Source organism: Cupriavidus sp. UYPR2.512 (genome assembly GCF_000379565.1).
Taxonomy (GTDB): domain Bacteria; phylum Pseudomonadota; class Gammaproteobacteria; order Burkholderiales; family Burkholderiaceae; genus Cupriavidus.
In genome coordinates this window covers 41,171-59,091 of the sequence record NZ_KB902909.1, presented here as the reverse complement: position 1 = coordinate 59,091, position 17,921 = coordinate 41,171, and the positions used below count along the sequence as shown (strand labels likewise).

The following is a 17,921-nucleotide window of genomic DNA, read 5'->3' as shown; positions in this document are numbered from 1 at the left end:
CAGACAGCCTCGTTGCGGCGCAAACTGAAAAATATGCGCCGGTCAGGTCACGTTGATCGCTAAAAAACGGCGATCAACGCAGTAAAGCCCTAAATTCTATCAGGAACCCGCGAACAGCGACATGATCGAGTCGCCCTTGACGATGCGCGTGAAGGTCTCGGCCAGCAGCGGCGCGGTCGAGAGCTGGCGGATCTTGGTGCATTTGGCGGCTTCTTCGGACAGCGGGATGGTGTCGCACACCACCACTTCGTCCAGCGCCGAGTCCGCGATGCGGGCGGCCGCGCCACCCGACAGCACCGGGTGCGTGCAGTAGGCGAAGACCTTCAGCGCGCCGCGCTCCTTCAGCACCTGGGCGGCCTTGCACAGCGTGCCGCCGGTGTCGATCATGTCATCCATGATGACGCAGTTGCGGCCGTCGACTTCACCGATGATGTTCATCACCTCGGCCACGTTGGCCTTGGGACGACGCTTGTCGATGATCGCCAGGTCGCAGTTCAGTTCCTTGGCCAGTGCGCGGGCACGGACCACGCCGCCGACGTCCGGCGACACCACCAGCAGGTCGCCGTAGTTCTTCTCGCGCAGGTCGCCCAGCAGTACCGGCGAAGCGTAGATGTTGTCGACGGGAATATCGAAGAAGCCCTGGATCTGGTCGGCGTGCAGGTCCATCGTCAGCACGCGCTCGACACCGGCGACTTCCAGCATGTTGGCCACAACCTTGGCCGAGATCGCGACGCGCGCCGAACGCGGGCGGCGATCCTGGCGGGCATAGCCGAAGTAGGGCATGGCGGCGGTGATGCTGCGTGCCGAAGCGCGCTTGAGCGCGTCGACCATCACCATCAGTTCCATCAGGTTGTCGTTGGTCGGCGCGCAGGTGGACTGCAGCACGATGACGTGCTTGCCGCGAACGTTTTCCTGGATGTCAACTTGAACTTCGCCGTCGGAGAAACGGCCAACCAACGCCTTGCCCAGCGGAATGCCGAGGTGCTGTACGACAGCCTCCGCGAGTTTGGGGTTGGCGTTGCCGGTAAATACCATCAAGCCTTCGCTGCTCATTCGGGGCACCTGTCTTGCTGCTGGGGGAGCTTGGCGTCACCGGCAAAGCCGGTGACTGATACAGAGGGTCCGTAAGGACACTATAGGAATGTAATGGCAGGGGAAGAAGGATTCGAACCTTCGAATGCCGGAATCAAAATCCGGTGCCTTGACCAACTTGGCGACTCCCCTACACAACCGGGCCGTTCTTCGTGGTACCAGACTACCGTACCGCGCCGAACGAAAACTTGCTACGCGAGCGCTGCGAGCGGATGACGTGCCAGACTGCGCACACACCTGCCATCCCATTCGGGGGGCAACCTTTCCAAAACCTGCTGCGCTGTTGCTGCGTCGGAAAAACGCGCAAACACGCAGGCTCCGGAACCGGTCATCCTGGCATGTTGATTGTGTTGCTTCAGCCATGCCAGGGCTCGGGCGACTTCGCCGAACTTCGCTGTTGCTATCGGTTCCAGGTCGTTGCGACCGAAATCGAATTTGTTTGTGCGAGCAGCGAAGACCGCAATTATGGAGAGCGGCGTATCCCTTGTCAAGCACTCGTCCGAAAAAATTTCAGCGGTGGGGACATGCTGCTTCGGGTGGATGACCACGAACCAGCTGTCGGGCAACTCGACTGGCGTCAGGTCCTCGCCGATGCCCTGTGCAAAGGCGTTCTGGCCAAACACGAACACTGGCACGTCGGCGCCCAGCGCCAGGCCGATGCGCATCAGTTCGGCACGCGCAAGTCCCAGTCCCCACAGGTGATTCAGCGCCAGCAGCGTGGTGGCCGCATCGGACGAGCCGCCACCGATGCCGCCGCCCATCGGCAGCACCTTGTCGATGGCGATATCGGCGCCGAACGCGGTGCCGGTGGCGGCCTGCAAGGCGCGCGCGGCGCGCACCACCAGGTCGGTCTCGGCCGGCACGCCGGGCACGTCGGTGACGCGCGCGACCACGCCGTCGTCGCGCCGGCGGAAATGCAGGGTGTCGCACCAGTCGACCAGCTGGAACACGGTCTGCAGCGTGTGGTAGCCGTCGGCGCGGCGGCCGGTCACGTGCAGGAACAGGTTGAGCTTCGCTGGCGCGGGGCAGTCGCGCAGTTCGGGCGGGGGCAGGGGTTGGCTGCGATGCATGGCGTGGTTCACGGCGTCTGGGGATCGATCACAAGGCGCACCGACAGCGGATTGCTGCCGGCGTCGCGCGCCAGGTCGATGCGGCGTGGCACCTGGGCGGCCGCGTCCTGCCAGGCGACGTAGCGCACGGTCCAGCCGTTCTGCGCCAGCGTGGCCAGCCGGCCCTGCTCGTCGCGCGTGGTGCGCGCGGGCGCGCCCTGCGTGGCGCGGCCGTGCAGCCAGTCGCGCATGCCTGCCACGGGCAGCGCAAAGCCAAGCGCTTCTTCCATCAGGGTGTCGACCTCAGGCGCGTTGCGCGGCGGCTGGTTGGGCAGGTCCAGCGTGGCGCCGGACGGCGTGGCGGTCACCACGGCCAGGGTCTGGCCAAGCGGGGACACCAGGTCCAGCCGCACGTTGCGGCCCTGCTCTTCCCAGCGGAAGCTTCCCTGCACGCCTTCGTCGCGCCCGTAGCGCACGTAGTTGGCGGAGAAGCGGCCGGTGTATTGCTGGCTGGCGGCGGCCTGGTCGCCATCAAAGCTGCGCGACGGTGCCACGCTGGCACACGCCTGCAGCAGCAGCGGGGCGCCAAGGCAGAAGAGCGCCAGGCGTCGGGATTGATTCATGGGCTTGATCGTGAGAACGGCGGCGCGGCGGCGGCCGCCGGCTGACGGGAATCCGCCGCCGCGGCCCGGGGCTGCGGGCCGCGGCGGGCGGGGTTACTTGGCCAGTTGCACGTTGACCTTGTAGCGGCGCAGCGTGTCGACCAGGGTCTCGTTCTCGGGATCGGTGCGGACGGCCTCGGTCCAGGTCTTGCGCGCTTCGTCGTGCTCGCCGAGCTGCCACAGCACCTCGCCCAGGTGCGCGCCGATCTCGGCCTCGGGCGCCTTGGAATAGGCGTTGCGCAGCAGGTCGGCCGCCGGGCGCAGGTCACCCATGCGGAATTTGACCCAGGCCAGGCTGTCCATGATGTACGGATCGTCCGGCCCCAGCTCGGAGGCGCGCTCCAGCAGCTTGAGCGCCTCGGGCAGGCGCTCGTTGCGGTCGGCCAGCGAGTAGCCCAGCGCGTTGTAGCCCTGCTTCTGCTGCGGCTGCAGCGCGATCACCTTCCGCAGGCCCTTTTCCATGCTGTCGTAGCGCTTCTGGCGCTCGTCGAGCATGGCCAGCTCGTAGATCCAGTCGGCGTTGTCGGGCTCGGCCGTGACGCGGTCATTGAGCAGCTTGCGGGCGCGGTCATAGGCCTTGCTTTCCATCAGCGTGGCCACCTCGGCCTGGCGGATGGCGGTCACGCGCTGCGTGCGCTGGCCGGGATCGGGGATGTCCTCGGCGTCGGTGAGCATCTCGCCGAAGAGCGCCTGGGCGTCGTCGAGCTTGCCCATTCGCGCCAGCAGCTGCGCGCGCTTGGCGGTGGCCGCGGGCGCCAGCCGGATGTCCTCGATGCGGTCCAGCCACTGGATGGCGCCGGCGTAGTCCTTGCGCTCCTCGGCGATCTGCGCCAGGTACTGGTAGGCAATGTCGGGGTTGGCGGTGGGCTGCTTCTCGACCAGCTGCAGGTATTCCTTCAGGTACTGCTCGGCCTCGCTGTAGCTCTTGGCCTGCAGGCTGGTCAGGCCCAATGCCAGCGGCACGCGCGGGTCGCCCGGAGCTACCTTGCGCAGTGTCTCGAACTCTTCCCGGGCCGACTGCATGTCGTTGCGCAGCAGGTACAGCCGCGCCAGCGTGATATGGCCGTTGACCGAATCGGGTGTTTTGTCCAGGAAGCGCTTCAGGATGGCGACGGCTTCGTCGGGCTGCTTCTCGGCGCGCAGCTCGGCCGCCATCAGCGCGGCCGCTTCATAGCCCGGGCGCAGCCGCAGCGCCTGGTCGAGCGCGGCGAGCGCGCCGGCTTCGTCGCCGGCGACTTCCCTGGCGCGCGCCAGGGCCAGCTGCGTTTCAGGCAGCTTGGCGTCATTCCTGGTCAGGTCCTGCAGCAGTGTGGCCGCGCCGGCCGGATCGCTGGTGCGCGACAGTTGCTGCTGCAGCTGCAGGATGGCCTCGCCGCGATGGTTGGCCGGCACCGCCGCCAGCTGTTGTTGCAGCAGGGGCCGGGCATCGTCCCAGCGGCCGTTGAGCACCAGCAGCGTCGACAGCACCTGCGTTGCCGCGGGCGAAGTCGGCGAAATCTCCTTCCACAGGCGCGCGGAGTCCAGCGCCTGCTGCGGGATGCGCGCATTGAAGGCGATTTCGGTGGCGCGCTGCGCGAAGCGCGGGTCGCGGGTCTGCCGGGCCAGTTCCATATAGGTCCGGTAGGCCGGGCCGACCAGGCCGCGCTGCATGGAAATCTCTGCGGCCAGCACCATATAGACGATGTCGTCGGTCAGCTCCAGCGATGGCAGCGCGCTGCGTGCCGGCTTGCCGGCGGCGGGGCGCTCGCCTTCGGCCGCGGCCAGCTGCCGTGCCGCTGGCAATGGCATGGCGCCGGCAGGCGGCGCGGCGTGGCTGGCGCCGGCAGCCAGGGCCAGCAATGCCGAGGCGGCCAGTGCACGCGCATGGCGGCGGGGCGCCTGGAAAAACAGGGCCAAGGCGCCAGCCGTGCGCGCTGTGCGGGAAACGGCGCCTGGAAATGCGATCGGGAGGCCGCCCGCGGTGGCTTGCAATGTGGAGTCCGGCATCAGGTCCGGCATGAGGTCCGACATGTAGTGATTGCTCCGGCGCGCGCTGGCGAAGGATGGGAGAAAGCGCATTGATAAGGGCATTGTAGCCTGCCGCTACAATGCGCTGCTTGGCGCCGCAGGGCGGTGCCCGCAGGCGCCGCAAGAGTTTTGAGCGGTAACCAACGGAGAGGTTCGATGCCAGAATTGCCCGAGGTCGAGGTGACCCGGCGCGGCTTGCTGCCGCATGTGGTGGGGCGGCGCATTGCCGTGGTCACGGTGCGCCACCGCGGCCTGCGTTGGCCGGTCGATCCGGAACTGGAAACGCGGCTGGCCCAGCGCGTGGTGCGCCGGATCGAGCGCCGCGGCAAATACCTGCTGCTGGAATGCGTGAGCGAGGCGGCGGGCGAGCCGGCCGGCTGGCTGCTGGTCCACCTGGGCATGACCGGCACGCTGCGGGTGCTGCCCGACGCGCCGCCGCCTGGCGCGCACGACCACCTTGACCTGGTGCTGGCCCCCGGGCCCGGCGCCGCAGCGGACACCATCGTGCTGCGTTTCCGCGATCCGCGCCGCTTCGGCGCCATCCTGTGGAGCACGCTGCCCGAGGCCGAACTGCCGTCGCATCCGCTGCTGCGCACGCTCGGCATCGAACCCTTCGATCCTGCCTTCGACGGCGCCTGGCTGCACCGCCACACGCGCGGGCGCAGCGCCGCCATCAAGACCGTGCTGCTGGCCGGCGGCATCGTGGTGGGGGTGGGCAATATCTATGCGTCCGAAAGCCTGTTCCGCGCCGGCATCCGCCCGACCACCCCGGCCGGGCGCCTGAGCCGCGCGCGCTGCGACCGCCTGGCGCAGGCGGTGCGCGAGACCCTGGCGCAGGCGATCGAGCGCGGGGGCAGCACGCTGCGCGACTTTGTCGGCAGCGACGGCGCCAGCGGCTATTTCCAGCTTGATTGCCTGGTCTACGACCGCGCCGGCCAGCCGTGCCGGGTCTGCGCCACGCCGGTGCGCCAGATCGTGCAGGGCCAGCGCTCTACCTTCTACTGCCCGAACTGCCAGCACTGAGCCTTGGCGGCCGCCCCGGGCAGGCGCCGTGTGGCGCACAATGCGCGTCGCCGGCGATTGTCGATGGGTCGGCGCAACACTCCTTGCGCAAGGCATGAACGAGGGACGTGAATTCCACAAAACTACCGTGGAAACCTGTATCGTGTGCGCAGTTATAAAAAGTTACAAAATCGCCCAGGCGCTTGCAGGTAGACCGTGGTCGGGCCGGCATTGCGCAAACACGGGCGCAGCGCGAAAGCGGCGTGCCCCGAGGTAATACCAAGTCAGCCGAACAGCTCCATGACAACGCTCGCCCACCAATTCGAACAATACGGCGCCTGGAGAACCGGGGTCCTCCAGTCACTGGCCGAATTCCAGTCCTGGCTGCAGGAGCACGACCTGTATGACGCCCAGGCCGATGACCGCGTGCAGCGCATCCAGAGCGTGCTGCGCAGCGACCGCCTCAAGGTCGCGTTCATTGCCGAGTTCTCGCGCGGCAAGAGCGAGCTGATCAACGCCATCTTCTTTGCCGACTACGGGCGCCGCATCCTGCCGTCGTCGGCAGGGCGCACCACAATGTGCCCGACCGAGTTGCGCTATGACGAGGCCGAGCCGCCGAGCATCCGGCTGCTGCCGATCGAGACACGCCTGCAGGAAGCCTCTACCGCTGACTTCCTGGAGGCCGGCACCTCGGCTTCGCACTGGCATTCGGTGCCGCTGGACCCGTCTTCGCCCGAGGGCATGCTGGCTGCGTTCCAGCACGTGGTGCAGACTGTGCGCGTGCCGCCCGCGCAGGCTGAGGCGCTGGGCCTGTACCACGAGAACGATCCCGATGCCGCCTACGCGGTCGATGCCGAGGGCATGGTCGAGATCTCGCGCTGGCGCCATGCCGTCATCAATTTCCCGCACCCGCTGCTGCGCCAGGGCCTGGTGATCCTGGACACGCCGGGCCTGAACGCGATCGGCACCGAGCCCGAGCTGACGCTGCGGCTGATCCCCGACGCCCATGTGGTGGTGTTCGTGCTGGCCGCAGATGCGGGTGTCACCAAGAGCGACCTGGAACTGTGGCGCAGCCATGTCGGCGCCGGCCACCGGCGCGGCTGCCTGGCGGTGCTCAACAAGATCGACGGGTTGTGGGATCCGCTGCGCGAGCCGGGCGAGATCGCGCAGGAGATTGCGCGGCAGGTGTCCACCACCGCGCAGGTGCTGGGTATCGAGCAGTCGCGCGTCTATCCGGTGTCGGCGCAGAAGGGCCTGGTGGCCAAGGTCACGCACGACGACGAGCTGCTCGCGCGCAGCGGCCTGCCCGAGTTCGAGCACGTGCTGTCCGACCAGCTGATCCCGCGCCGGCGCGAGATCGTTTCAGACCAGGCGCACCGGCTGGTGCAGGACATGGCGCGCGCCGCGCAGCAGCTGCTGCAGAGCCGCCGCCGCGATATCGTCGAGCAGCTGTTCGAGCTGCGCGGCCTGCGCGGCAAGAACCACGCGATGGTCAAGCACATGCTGATGCGGGTGCAGGGCGAGAAGGAAGAGTTCGAGCAGAGCATCAGCAAGTTCCAGGCGCTGCGCCTGGTCTTCGGCCGCCACAGCGCCGACATCATCAAGAGCCTGCAGCTGCGCGACGTGCGCCACACCATGCGCAGCGCGCGCGAGCAGATGAAAGAGCGCTTCTTCTCACGCGGCCTGCGCGAGGACATGGACGCGCTGTTTGCGCAGCTGACCAGGCTGGTGACCGATGCCGACAACAAGATCGGCCAGCTGCACCAGCTGATCGAAAGCATGTACCGGCGCTTCAACGCCGAGCACGGCTTCACGCTGCCCGCGCCGATGCAGTTCACTTCCGAGCGCTACGTGGCCGAGCTCGAAGAAACGCTGCGCCTGGTGCATGCGCATTTCGGCACGGTCAGCATGCTGACGCGCTCGCGCCCGCAGCTGGTGCAGAGCGCCTTCAGCACCATGGCCAGCCGCGTGCTGGAGAACTTCCGCGACCTGAACCGCGATATCGAGGTCTGGCTCAAGTCGGTGATGACGCCGCTGGAAGCGCAGGTGCGCGAGCACCAGAAGCAGTTGCGCCGGCGCGTCGATTCGATCGAGCGCATCCACGAGGCCACCGACACGCTGGAAAGCCGCATTGCCGAGCTCGAGGAAGTGCTCAATGGCCTTGACGAGCGCAGCGGCCGCATCGAGGGCTACGCGCAGCGGCTGCTGCGGCCGACGGCCGCCGCCGACAGCGCGAGCCTTGCGGTGGCCTAGCCAGATCCTGAAGCCGGTATATCATGTGGCGCCGCACTTAGCGGCGCCTTTTTCTTTGGTGCGCCGCCGCGCCCCCGCGCTTCAGAACGTTTCACCCAGATGCCCCGCAAACCAGCCCCCCGCGCCGTTCCCGCCATCCCCGACGATATCCGCGTGCCGCCCGGCTTCGGCGCCCGCGTGGTTGACTGGCAGCGCCAGCATGGCCGGCACGACCTGCCGTGGCAGAACACGCGCGACCCGTACCGCATCTGGCTGTCGGAGATCATGCTGCAGCAGACCCAGGTGAGCGCGGTGATCGACTACTTCCAGCGCTTTGTCTCGCAGCTGCCCACGGTGCAGGCGCTGGCGGCGGCGCCTGCCGACCATGTCATGGCGCTATGGGCGGGGCTGGGCTATTACTCGCGCGCACGCAACCTGCACCGTTGCGCCATGCAGGTGGTGAGCGAGCACGGTGGCCATTTCCCGACCGATCCCGCGGTGCTGGCCACGCTGCCCGGCATCGGCCGCTCCACCGCTGCGGCGATTGCCGCGTTCAGCGCCGGCGTGCGCTCGCCGATCCTGGACGGCAACGTCAAGCGCGTGTTCGCGCGCTGCTTCGGCATCCACGGTCATCCGGGCGGGCGCGTGGTGGAAACGCGCATGTGGCAGCTGGCGGAGGTGGCATTGCCGGTGGCAGGCCCGCGCCAGGCCGAGGACATGATCGCCTATACGCAAGGGCTGATGGACCTGGGCGCCACGGTGTGTTCGCGCGGCAAGCCGGCCTGCCTGGCCGATGCCGGCGCGTGCCCGCTGTCGGCCGACTGTGTGGCGCGCCGCGACGGGCTCACCGGCGTACTGCCCACGCCCAAGCCACGCGCGGCCATCCCCGAGCGCAGCACGGTAATGCTGCTGGTGCGGCGCCAGCGCGAAGTGCTGCTGCGCCTGCGCCCCGGCAGCGGCATCTGGGGCGGATTGTGGAGCCTGCCGGAGATGCCGGTCGACACCGTGCCCTTCGACGCGGAAGCTGCCGAGGCGGCGGCGCTCGACTATGCCCGCGCCTTCGGCAAGCCCGCGCGCGCCGCGCTGACCGGCGAGCTGACCCATGTGTTTACGCATTTCCGCCTGCTGATCCGTGCCATCCGGGTCGATGTGAGCGCGGACGGCGCAAGCCTGATGGCGCGGGACAGCGCCGCGGAAGCCGCGCAGCGCTGGATCTCGCTTGATGATCTCGATGCGGTGGGGACGCCCGCGCCGGTGCGCAGGCTGCTGGAGGACCAGGCGCGCGGCGGGCTGTTCTGAGGCCTGGCGGGGTCTCGGGGATCCGCGCCTAGAGCATGTGGTTCTGGCGCATGTAGCGGTGCACGATCTCGATGCGCATGCCGGCATCGGGCAGCGCCATCAGCATCTGCTTGGCCTTGAGCGGAACCGGCAGCAACTCGCACAGCCGGTTGGCGACCCAGCTCGGGTCGTCCCACAGGTAGGGCTCGTCGAACGGCAATCGGTCGGGGTGCTCGGCATGCAGCCGCGTGACAATGCGCCGCAGCGCATCCAGGCATTCGCCCAGCAGCTCCAGCTTGCAGTCGATGATGTCGGGGGGCAGCACCTCGGCGCGGGCGACCAGCAGGCCGTCGTCGCGGGTGTCATGGCTGACAATATGGAAGCGCTCGCGGCCGCGCGCGCGGATCAGGAGCACGCCCAGCTGTTCCATGTTGCAGTCGACGATCTCTGCCAGGCAGCCAACCAGCTCGGGCACGGTGGGCTGGTCCGGCCGGGCCACTTCCTCGCCGCTTTCGATCAGGCAAACGCCAAAGGGTGTGCTATCGCGCAGGCAGTTGCGCACCATGTCGACATAGCGCGCCTCGAACACGCGCAATGGCAGCCGTCCACCGGGAAAGAGCACGGTGTGCAACGGGAACAGCGGCAGGTTGTCGAGCGTCCGTGGCGGATCTTCTGATGCCGTGGGACGGTAGAGGTCGGTCGAGGACATGCAGTGCCAGCTTGGGTATCGCGCAGCAATGGGCCAGCCGGCCAACGCGGCGCGCAGATGCCAGTTGGCAGTCCCGCCTGCGTCAGCCCGCCGGTGCGAGCTCTCGGTGTCTCACTAGCACATTACCATGCGCCCGGAAGTAGTTGGCAAGCCTTTCGGCAATATAGACCGAGCGATGCTGGCCGCCGGTGCAGCCGATCGCCACGGTCAGGTAGCTGCGGTTGTCGGCAATGAAACTTGGCAGCCACTTTTCCACATAGGCGCGAATATCCTCGGCCATTGCCAGCACCATTGGCTGGGCCTGCAGGAAGTCGATCACCGGCGTGTCGCGCCCCGTCAGCGGGCGCAAGGCCAAGTCGTAATAGGGGTTGGGCAGCGAGCGCACGTCGAACACCATGTCCGCATCGCTGGGCACGCCGTGCTTGAAGCCGAACGACTCGAACAGCAGCGTCAGCCGCTGGCTGTCTTCGCGGATCAGCTCCTTGATCCAGCTGCGCAGCGTATTGGTGCGCACATTGCTGGTGTCGATGCGGTGCGCGGCCTCGGCCAGCGGGCTCAACAGCGCGCGCTCCATCTCGATCGCTTCCATCAGCGCGGTGTCGTTGAAGGCGGGTTCACCGCCCGGGCCCGGCACGCCGTCGGTACGCACCGACAGCGGGTGGCGGCGGCGCGTCTCGGAGTAGCGCTGCACCAGTGCGTCGGTGCTGGCGGTCAGGAACACCACCTCGACCTGGTGCTCCGCGGCCAGCGCGCGCACGGTGTCGGGCAACTGGTCGAGGGACTCGCGGCTGCGGATGTCAGTGGCGACGCCCAGGTGCGTATAGCCCTGGCTGTCGAGGTAGCGGGTCAGTTCCGGGATGAACTGAGCCGGCAGGTTGTCCACGCAGTAGTAGCCTGCGTCTTCAAGCACGTTCAGTGCGACGGACTTGCCGGAACCGGATATGCCGGTGATGAGGATGATGCGCATAGCAACTGAAGCATAGCATCACGTGATGAAGGCGTCATGACACCACGCGCAAAGCAAGCATGGCGAACCTTGCGGTTCGCCATGCTCTTGTCGTCAGGTTGCGGCGCTGGCTGCGGCTCAGGCTGCCTTGGACAGGCATTCCTTCATGTAGGCCTTGTATTCGTCGCCCTTCTTGCCCTTGCCCGACTTGCTGCAGGAAGCCATTTTCTCCTGCTGGCTCTTGGACGCGCCCTTGGACAGGCATTCCTTCATGAACGCCTTGCGTTCGTCGCCCTTCTTGCCGGCGGCTTGCGTGTTGCAGGCCTTCATCTTGTCCTGCTGCGTATTGGCTGCCGCGGGCTTGTCGGGGGTAGCCGGGGTGGCGGGCGTGGCGGGCATGGCCGGCGTTGCCGGTGCGGTGGCCGCTGGCTTGGCCGGTGTAGCGGGGCTTGCCGGCGTGGCGGTGGTCTGCGCAAAAGCGCTGGCGGCAATCATCGGGGTGACCAGCGCGCACATCGCGATCAGTTTCTTCATGCTTGCTCTCCTGGCTGTGGAAAACTTCATGGCCGCGCGCCATTGCCGGCGTTGCAGCTTCCATAACGGGCGCCATGCCCATTACAGCACAAAACGGAGCACGCCTGAAGAACGTTGACGTTCTGTGTCAACGCCGTTGTAAGCAAATGAAAACGCTGGCGCTCAGAGCAGGCGGCCCTGGCCTCGCGAAACCGCATCGGCCTGCATCGCGGCGCGCTGCCGGTCCATGAAGTCGCGCAGCGTATCGATGCCGCGCAAGCGCAGGATGGTGTTGCGCACCGCGGCCTCGACCAGTACGGCCAGGTTGCGGCCGGCCGCCACCTGGATCTTGACCATGTGGATCGGCAGGCCCAGCACGTCCAGGTATTGCGAATCGAGCGGCAGCCGCTCGAACTCGCCGTCGTTGCGGCGCACCAACTGCACCACCAGCTTGATCTTCATCTTCCGGCGCACCGCGGTCTCACCGAAGATGGTCTTGATGTCGAGCAGGCCCAGGCCGCGTACTTCAAGCAGGTTCTGCAGCAGCGGCGGGCAGCGGCCTTCGATGAAATCCGGCCCCAGGCGCACGAAGTCCACCGCATCGTCGGCGACCAGCCCGTGGCCGCGCGAGATCAGTTCCAGGCCCAGTTCGCTCTTGCCCAGGCCCGATTCGCCCATGATCAGCACGCCCATGCCCAGGATGTCGAGGAATACCCCGTGCATGGTCACGCGCGGCGCGGAGATGCGCGACAGGTACAGGCGCAGGTGGTCGATCACCGCGGCCGACGACACCGGCGTGGTGAACAGCGGCGTGGACGAGCGCGTGCAGCGCAGCTCCAGGTCGGGCGGCGGCTCCATGCCGTCGGCGATCACCAGGAAGGGCGGCTCCAGCAGGATCAGCTCGCCCATCTGGCGCTTGCGGGTCTCGTCGTCCAGCCGCTGGTAATAAGTGATCTCAGGCTTGCCGAGCACCTGGATGCGGTTGGGGTGGATCAGGTTCAGGTGGCCCACCAGGTCGGCGGCTGAGGTGGCTTCGCGGGCGAACTCCACGTCGAAGGCGCGGTCCGCGCCCTCCAGGCCGGCCACCCACGAGAGTTTGATGTCGGCTGCGTTGTCGTCGAAGATGGACTGGGAGGTGACGCCGGTGAGTTCCATGCGCTATGACTGGTGGGGCGGTTTGCGAAGCGCCTGGCGCCTGCCCGGTCTGGTGCCGGCCCGCTTGGGGATCAGGGGATCAGGGATGCCATGCGATCAGCAACTGATGGACGGCATCGGGCGTGGGCAGCGTGGCCAGCCCTTCACGCATGTCGCGGTCGGAAAGCAGTTGCGCGATTTCTGACAGGATTTCCAGGTGTTGCTGCGTAGCCTGTTCGGGCACCAGCAGGAAGATCAGCAGCGATACCGGCTTGCCATCCGGCGATTCGAACGGAATCGGCTCGGCCAGGCGCATGAAGGCGGCCAGCGGCTGCTTCAGGCCCTTGATGCGGCCGTGCGGGATCGCCACGCCGGCGCCCAGGCCGGTGGATCCCAGCGACTCGCGCGCGAACAGGTTGTCCGTCACGATGGCGCGCGCCACGCCATGGTTGTTCTCGAAGAGGAGCCCGGCCTGCTCGAATACACGCTTCTTGCTGGTGACGCTGACGTCGAGGTTGATGTTGCCGGGTGGCAGCAATTTGGCCAAACGATTCATGGGCGATGCGCAGGATTTCAGTTAGCGGGCGGATCGTTCCGCCGGGCAGGGGCTGGCTCCGGGGCTGCCGTTGGCCTGGCCGGAGGCGTCCGGCCCATTATAGAGCAGCGACTACCCCCGCATTGTGCAGCGCAGCGGAGCAAGCCGGTGCAGAACGATACATAGTGATGCAATCGTGCCTCCGGGCCGGGAGCCGGCGCACCGGTGTGGGGCGCGGCCAGGATTCCCTCTCTTTGTATGGCGCAGCATACACCTTGGCGCCGCGCTTGCGAACACTCTTGCCCATTCGGGTGAAAAGCGTTGGCTCCGGCGCCACAGCCGGGCCGCACCACCAGTGCGGGCGCGGCATGCCGGCGGCAACCCGGATCGCGAGGGCGCAAAAAAGCCGCGCTTGGTGCGCGGCTTGCCTGTTGAATCCTGATTCAGCAGCCCGCTGCGGGGCTGCCGGGCACGGTCATTGCTGCATTTGCGCTGCGGCCATCTGGTACTTGACCGCTTCGCGGTCGTGGCCTTGCACGCGATCCTTGTAGCGGATCACCTGACGGTCCAGCTTGTCGACGAGTGCGTCGATCGCTGCATATAGGTCTTCGTGATGCGCCTCGACAAAGATGTCCTTGCCCTTGAGATGTAGATTGATTTCCGCGTACTGCCGCCGGTCCTTTTCCTTGTGGTTGTCGACAGAGAGCAGCACGCTAACGCCAATGACCTGATCGAAATGCCTGACGATTCGCTCCAGCTTCGTTTCCACGTACTCACGCAGAGGGGGCGTGATGTCCAGGTGGTGTCCACTGATCTTGAAGTTCATAGCGCTTCTCCTTCTGAAAGAGCCTCACCAGGCAGGCGGTGGGCTCGGCTACAAAGACTTGCGGAGATTGACTGCGGGGATCTTCAGGGCTTCGCGATACTTGGCAACAGTGCGGCGCGCAACAACAAAGCCTTGCTCACCCAGCAGTTCGGCAATGCGACTGTCGGAAAGGGGATTCCTCGGGTCTTCGGCTCCTATCAGTTGCTTGATCAAGGCGCGGATGGCCGTTGATGAAGCCGCGCCACCGGTTTCGGTGGACACGTGGCTGCCGAAGAAGTACTTCAGTTCGAAAGTACCCATCGGCGTTGCCATGTATTTATTGGTCGTCACCCGGGAGATGGTTGACTCGTGTAAACCCAGTGTATCGGCAATCTCCCGCAAAACCAAGGGGCGCATGGCGATTTCGCCGTGGCTGAAAAAGTTCTTTTGACGCTCGACAATGGCCTGCGAGACACGCAGGATTGTGTCGAACCTTTGCTGGATGTTCTTGATCAGCCAGCGAGCTTCCTGCAGCTTCTGCTGCAGCCCGGCCGTGCCGGACTCACCCTTCGCGCCACGCAGGATCTGTGCATACATATCATTGATGCGCAGCCTCGGCATCACATCCGGATTGAGCTGCGCGATCCAGCCGCCGCCGCTCTTGCGCACGAACACGTCCGGCACCACGAAGTCGGCCTCCGGGCGGCTGTATGCATGGCCGGGGTAGGGCGCCAGCGAGCGGATCAGTTCGTGTGCGGACTTCAGCGCCACTTCATCGACCTGCAACGCCTTCTTCAGCCGCGTGTAGTCGCGTACTGCCAGCAACTCGAGGTGGTTGGTGACGATGTTCAGTGCCAGTTCGCGCTGCGGGTGCGTCAGGCGCCGCAACTGCAGGCCCAGGCATTCGGCGGCGTTGCGCGCGCCCACGCCGGGCGGGTCGAAGCTCTGCAGCAGCGTAAGAACTGCGTGGACTTCCTCGATCTCGAACTCGAGTTCTTCCGGCAACTCCGTGCAGATCTCCTCAAGCGATGCGCTCAGGTAGCCATCGTCGTCGAGCGATTCGATCAGGAAGATGGCCAGGCCCTTGTCGCGTGTCGAGATCTTCAGCGGCGTGAGCTGCTCCATCAGGTACTCGCGCAGCGTGGGCTCGGCTTCGCGCAGCTGCATCGGTGTTTTTTCGTCCTCGTCGCCCTGGGGGCGGCGGGCAAAGTCGTCCAGGCTCCAGTCGCCGCTGCCATAGTCGTCGCCGTTGCCGCTGTCGCCATAGCTGTCATCGTCACCCGCGCCGTCGGCGCGGGCGTCGCCATTGCCCTGGGGCTCTGCCGGGGCGGGCGCCGGTGCGCTCTGCAGGTTCACCGAGCCGTCGGGCGCAACGCGCAGCGGGCTTTCAATCCAGTCGTTCTCGCGCTCGAGCAGCGGGTTTTCCGTCAGCGCCTGTTCGACCTCTTGCTGCAGTTCCAGCGTGGAGAGCTGCAGCAGCCGGATCGACTGCTGCAGTTGCGGGGTCAGGGCCAGATGCTGGGAAAGGCGGAGCTGTAGCGACGGTTTCATGCGACCTATTCTATGCGCATCTTTCCGTTGTTGGAACGGAAATTGCTATCGCTTGTGCGGTCTGATCGCCGCTGGCTGTGGGAGGTCCCACGCGCGCCCGCGAAGAGGCCTGCCGCTCCGGGCAGGCCGCTGCATCACATGCGGAAGTTCTCGCCCAGGTAGACGCGCCGCACTGCGTCATTGGCGATGATTTCCTCGGGCTGGCCCGCGGCCAGCACCGTGCCTTCGCTGATGATGTAGGCGTGGTCGCAGATGCCGAGCGTCTCACGCACGTTGTGGTCAGTGATCAGCACGCCGATATTGCGTGCCTTGAGGAAGCTGACGATGCGCTGGATCTCGCCCACGGCGATCGGGTCCACGCCGGCGAAGGGTTCGTCCAGCAGGATGAAGCGCGGCGACGACGCCAGCGCGCGCGCGATTTCCACGCGGCGGCGCTCACCGCCCGACAGCGACAGCGCCGGGTTGTTGCGCAGGTGCGCGATCTGCAGGTCGTCCAGCAATGTATCCAGGCGGCGCTCGATCTCGGCCTTGGCCAGAGGCTTGCCCTTGTCCAGCTGCAGCTCCAGCACCGCGCGGATGTTCTCTTCGACATTGAGCTTGCGGAACACCGAGGCTTCCTGCGGCAGGTACGACAGCCCCATGCGCGCGCGCTCATGGATCGGCAGGCCGCTGATGTGATCGCCGTCGAGCACAATATCGCCTTCGTCCAGCGCCACCAGGCCCACGATCATGTAGAACGACGTGGTCTTGCCCGCGCCGTTGGGGCCGAGCAGGCCGACCACCTCGCCGCTCTTCACGTCGAGCGAGACGTCCTTGACCACCGTGCGCGAGCCATAGCGCTTCTTCAGGTGGCGCACGACCAGCGTGCTGCCCCCGGGAAGGATCGAGGAGGCTTCGACGGAAGGCTTGTCGGCGATGGTTGCGGTATCGGTCATAGGCACAGTCAGGCGTTCAGGCGTTTCTGGCGCGGGCAGGCAGGCCGGCGCCAGGCGTCAGGGTTTGTTGGCAGGCGCGGGCGCCGGCTTCAGGTCCAGCGGCGAGCCGCCGCTGCCCGTGGCGCCGGCCTTCTGGTCCTGGCGCGGCGACAGCACCGCGCGCACGCGGCCGGACGGATTGGCGGCCGCGGCGTCGCCACTACCGCCGCCGGCGGCCGTGTAGAACTCCTTGCGGCTGTCGTAGGTCAGCACCGCGCCGCGGATCTCGTCGACCTGCTTGGCACCCTGCAGGCGCGCCATGCGGGCATTGCCGATCAGCTTGGAGTACTCCTGCTTGCCGTCGTACTCGATGCGGTCGCCCCAGCCGTCGATGTATTCGTCGACGCCTTCACGCTTCTGCCGGATGTAGGCCTGCTTGCCCGGCTTGGCGGTGGCCACCGCGAACTGGTAGCCCTCGGGGTCGGTGCGCAGTTCGGCGGCGTCGGACTTCAGAATCATGGTGCCCTTGGTCAGCACCACGTTGCCGCTCAGCGTATAGATCTGCTTGACGTCGTCGTAGCTGGCGTTGTCCGCCTCCAGCACCATCGGCTTGTCGCGGTCCGCGCGCTCGGCCAGGGCGGGCTGGGCCAGCAGGCCGAAGGCCATGGCCAGGGCGAGCAGGGCCGGGGCGGTGCGTCGACGGGACGATGTCGTCAGGGAAGCAGTCATGTTGGCAGGGGTTGCTTGAGGGCGTCTGGGTACGTTGGTGCGGGTTCGTGCGGACCGGCCGCGCATGCCGGCACTGCGTGCGCGGCCCCCGGGCCGGGGCTCAGGACCCCGGCGCGCGGCCCGGGGTCGGCCCGGTGATAATGGTGCCGCGTACATTGCCGAGCAATTGTACTTCGCGCGTGACGTTGTTGAAGATCAGGCCGTTGGCGGTCATCACCGACGGGCCGCGCGTAAGCTTGACCGGCTTGTCGGTCTTGACGATGTCGTCATTGACCAGCAGCTGGAAATAACTGGATGCGGCGGTCAGCTGCGGGTCCTTGGACACGTCCACGCCCTGCTGGCGCATGACGAAGCCGTTGCCGTACAGGTCGATCACCGAGCCCTCGGCGTTCATGCGGCCCATATCGGCGCGGGCTGTGACCGGCGGGCGGTCCGGCTCGTACGCGCGCATGGCGGGCCGGGTCACCTCGTAGGTCTGGTCGTCCTCGAAATGGACCATGCGATCGCCGGTGAAGCGGATCTTGGTGCTGCCGTCCGGCGCCAGCTCGGTGGCCGAGAAGCGGTCCATGAAGTAATCAGGCTCGTGCTTCCTGGTGCTTTGCGCGGCCAGGTCTTCCTTGGGGGAGTTGATCTGGACCAGCCAGAACGTGCTGCCCGCCACGAAGGCCATCAGCAGCAGCGGCAGCAGCCGCATGACGATGCCGCTGAGGGAGGCGAGGAGTGCCTGCATGGTGTCCTTGGCGTTGTGCCGGTTGCGGCGGGC

The 17,921-nt window shown here is 66.7% G+C and carries 17 protein-coding genes and 1 tRNA gene; 3 read left to right on the top strand and 15 right to left on the bottom strand.

Features of this window, described 5'->3' with window-relative positions; translation table 11 throughout:
- Window positions 1-99 precede the first annotated feature (99 nt).
- From A3A5_RS0110280 to A3A5_RS0110260, 5 genes are all read right to left on the bottom strand, one after another.
- On the bottom strand, window positions 100-1,053 hold the full coding sequence (locus A3A5_RS0110280) for a ribose-phosphate pyrophosphokinase (RefSeq protein WP_010814374.1): 954 nt from the start codon (window positions 1,051-1,053) through the stop codon (window positions 100-102).
- A gap of 94 nt (window positions 1,054-1,147) precedes the next feature.
- A tRNA-Gln gene (locus A3A5_RS0110275) sits at window positions 1,148-1,224 on the bottom strand.
- Between the two features lie 59 nt (window positions 1,225-1,283).
- Window positions 1,284-2,162: a 4-(cytidine 5'-diphospho)-2-C-methyl-D-erythritol kinase gene (gene ispE, locus A3A5_RS0110270; RefSeq protein WP_018310496.1), complete on the bottom strand. Its 879-nt coding sequence runs from the start codon at window positions 2,160-2,162 to the stop codon at window positions 1,284-1,286.
- Window positions 2,163-2,170: 8 nt separating this feature from the next.
- The gene (gene lolB / locus A3A5_RS0110265; protein ID WP_018310495.1) at window positions 2,171-2,764 is read right to left on the bottom strand and encodes a lipoprotein insertase outer membrane protein LolB; all 594 of its coding nucleotides are present in this window, start codon (window positions 2,762-2,764) and stop codon (window positions 2,171-2,173) included.
- 93 nt (window positions 2,765-2,857) lie between these two features.
- Window positions 2,858-4,813 carry a tetratricopeptide repeat protein gene (locus A3A5_RS0110260; RefSeq protein ID WP_018310494.1) on the bottom strand — a complete coding sequence of 652 codons (1,956 nt, stop codon included), beginning with the start codon at window positions 4,811-4,813 and terminating at the stop codon, window positions 2,858-2,860.
- A gap of 153 nt (window positions 4,814-4,966) precedes the next feature.
- Here A3A5_RS0110260 and mutM point away from each other — a divergent pair, with 153 nt between their 5' ends.
- From mutM to mutY, 3 genes are all read left to right on the top strand, one after another.
- Window positions 4,967-5,833 carry a bifunctional DNA-formamidopyrimidine glycosylase/DNA-(apurinic or apyrimidinic site) lyase gene (mutM, locus tag A3A5_RS0110255; RefSeq protein WP_018310493.1) on the top strand — a complete coding sequence of 289 codons (867 nt, stop codon included), beginning with the start codon at window positions 4,967-4,969 and terminating at the stop codon, window positions 5,831-5,833.
- A 279-nt stretch (window positions 5,834-6,112) separates the two neighbouring features.
- Complete coding sequence (locus tag A3A5_RS0110250; protein WP_018310492.1) at window positions 6,113-8,065, top strand: dynamin family protein; 1,953 nt, start codon at window positions 6,113-6,115, stop codon at window positions 8,063-8,065.
- Between the two features lie 99 nt (window positions 8,066-8,164).
- Window positions 8,165-9,343 (top strand): A/G-specific adenine glycosylase, encoded by a 1,179-nt coding sequence (gene mutY, locus A3A5_RS0110245; RefSeq protein ID WP_018310491.1) that lies wholly within the window; start codon window positions 8,165-8,167, stop codon window positions 9,341-9,343.
- A gap of 28 nt (window positions 9,344-9,371) precedes the next feature.
- On the opposite strand, the gene A3A5_RS0110240 is transcribed toward mutY, so the two are convergent.
- The 10 genes from A3A5_RS0110240 to lptC all read right to left on the bottom strand — a co-directional run bounded on the left by A3A5_RS0110240 (window position 9,372) and on the right by lptC (window position 17,888).
- Window positions 9,372-10,031, bottom strand: coding sequence for an LON peptidase substrate-binding domain-containing protein (locus A3A5_RS0110240; RefSeq protein WP_018310490.1), 660 nt, complete (start codon window positions 10,029-10,031; stop codon window positions 9,372-9,374).
- Between the two features lie 82 nt (window positions 10,032-10,113).
- Window positions 10,114-10,998: an RNase adapter RapZ gene (gene rapZ, locus A3A5_RS0110235; RefSeq protein ID WP_018310489.1), complete on the bottom strand. Its 885-nt coding sequence runs from the start codon at window positions 10,996-10,998 to the stop codon at window positions 10,114-10,116.
- A gap of 117 nt (window positions 10,999-11,115) precedes the next feature.
- Window positions 11,116-11,511, bottom strand: coding sequence for a PsiF family protein (locus A3A5_RS0110230; RefSeq protein ID WP_018310488.1), 396 nt, complete (start codon window positions 11,509-11,511; stop codon window positions 11,116-11,118).
- A gap of 162 nt (window positions 11,512-11,673) precedes the next feature.
- Window positions 11,674-12,645: an HPr(Ser) kinase/phosphatase gene (gene hprK / locus A3A5_RS0110225; RefSeq protein ID WP_010814384.1), complete on the bottom strand. Its 972-nt coding sequence runs from the start codon at window positions 12,643-12,645 to the stop codon at window positions 11,674-11,676.
- A gap of 79 nt (window positions 12,646-12,724) precedes the next feature.
- Window positions 12,725-13,180 (bottom strand): PTS IIA-like nitrogen regulatory protein PtsN, encoded by a 456-nt coding sequence (ptsN, locus tag A3A5_RS0110220; RefSeq protein ID WP_018310487.1) that lies wholly within the window; start codon window positions 13,178-13,180, stop codon window positions 12,725-12,727.
- A 454-nt stretch (window positions 13,181-13,634) separates the two neighbouring features.
- Window positions 13,635-13,985: a ribosome hibernation-promoting factor, HPF/YfiA family gene (gene hpf / locus A3A5_RS0110215; protein ID WP_010814386.1), complete on the bottom strand. Its 351-nt coding sequence runs from the start codon at window positions 13,983-13,985 to the stop codon at window positions 13,635-13,637.
- A 48-nt stretch (window positions 13,986-14,033) separates the two neighbouring features.
- On the bottom strand, window positions 14,034-15,515 hold the full coding sequence (locus A3A5_RS0110210) for an RNA polymerase factor sigma-54 (RefSeq protein ID WP_018310486.1): 1,482 nt from the start codon (window positions 15,513-15,515) through the stop codon (window positions 14,034-14,036).
- Window positions 15,516-15,649: 134 nt separating this feature from the next.
- Complete coding sequence (lptB, locus tag A3A5_RS0110205) at window positions 15,650-16,450, bottom strand: LPS export ABC transporter ATP-binding protein (RefSeq protein WP_018310485.1); 801 nt, start codon at window positions 16,448-16,450, stop codon at window positions 15,650-15,652.
- A 57-nt stretch (window positions 16,451-16,507) separates the two neighbouring features.
- The gene (gene lptA, locus A3A5_RS0110200) at window positions 16,508-17,158 is read right to left on the bottom strand and encodes a lipopolysaccharide transport periplasmic protein LptA (protein ID WP_026200642.1); all 651 of its coding nucleotides are present in this window, start codon (window positions 17,156-17,158) and stop codon (window positions 16,508-16,510) included.
- Between the two features lie 100 nt (window positions 17,159-17,258).
- The gene (gene lptC, locus A3A5_RS0110195) at window positions 17,259-17,888 is read right to left on the bottom strand and encodes an LPS export ABC transporter periplasmic protein LptC (protein ID WP_018310483.1); all 630 of its coding nucleotides are present in this window, start codon (window positions 17,886-17,888) and stop codon (window positions 17,259-17,261) included.
- Window positions 17,889-17,921 lie beyond the last annotated feature (33 nt).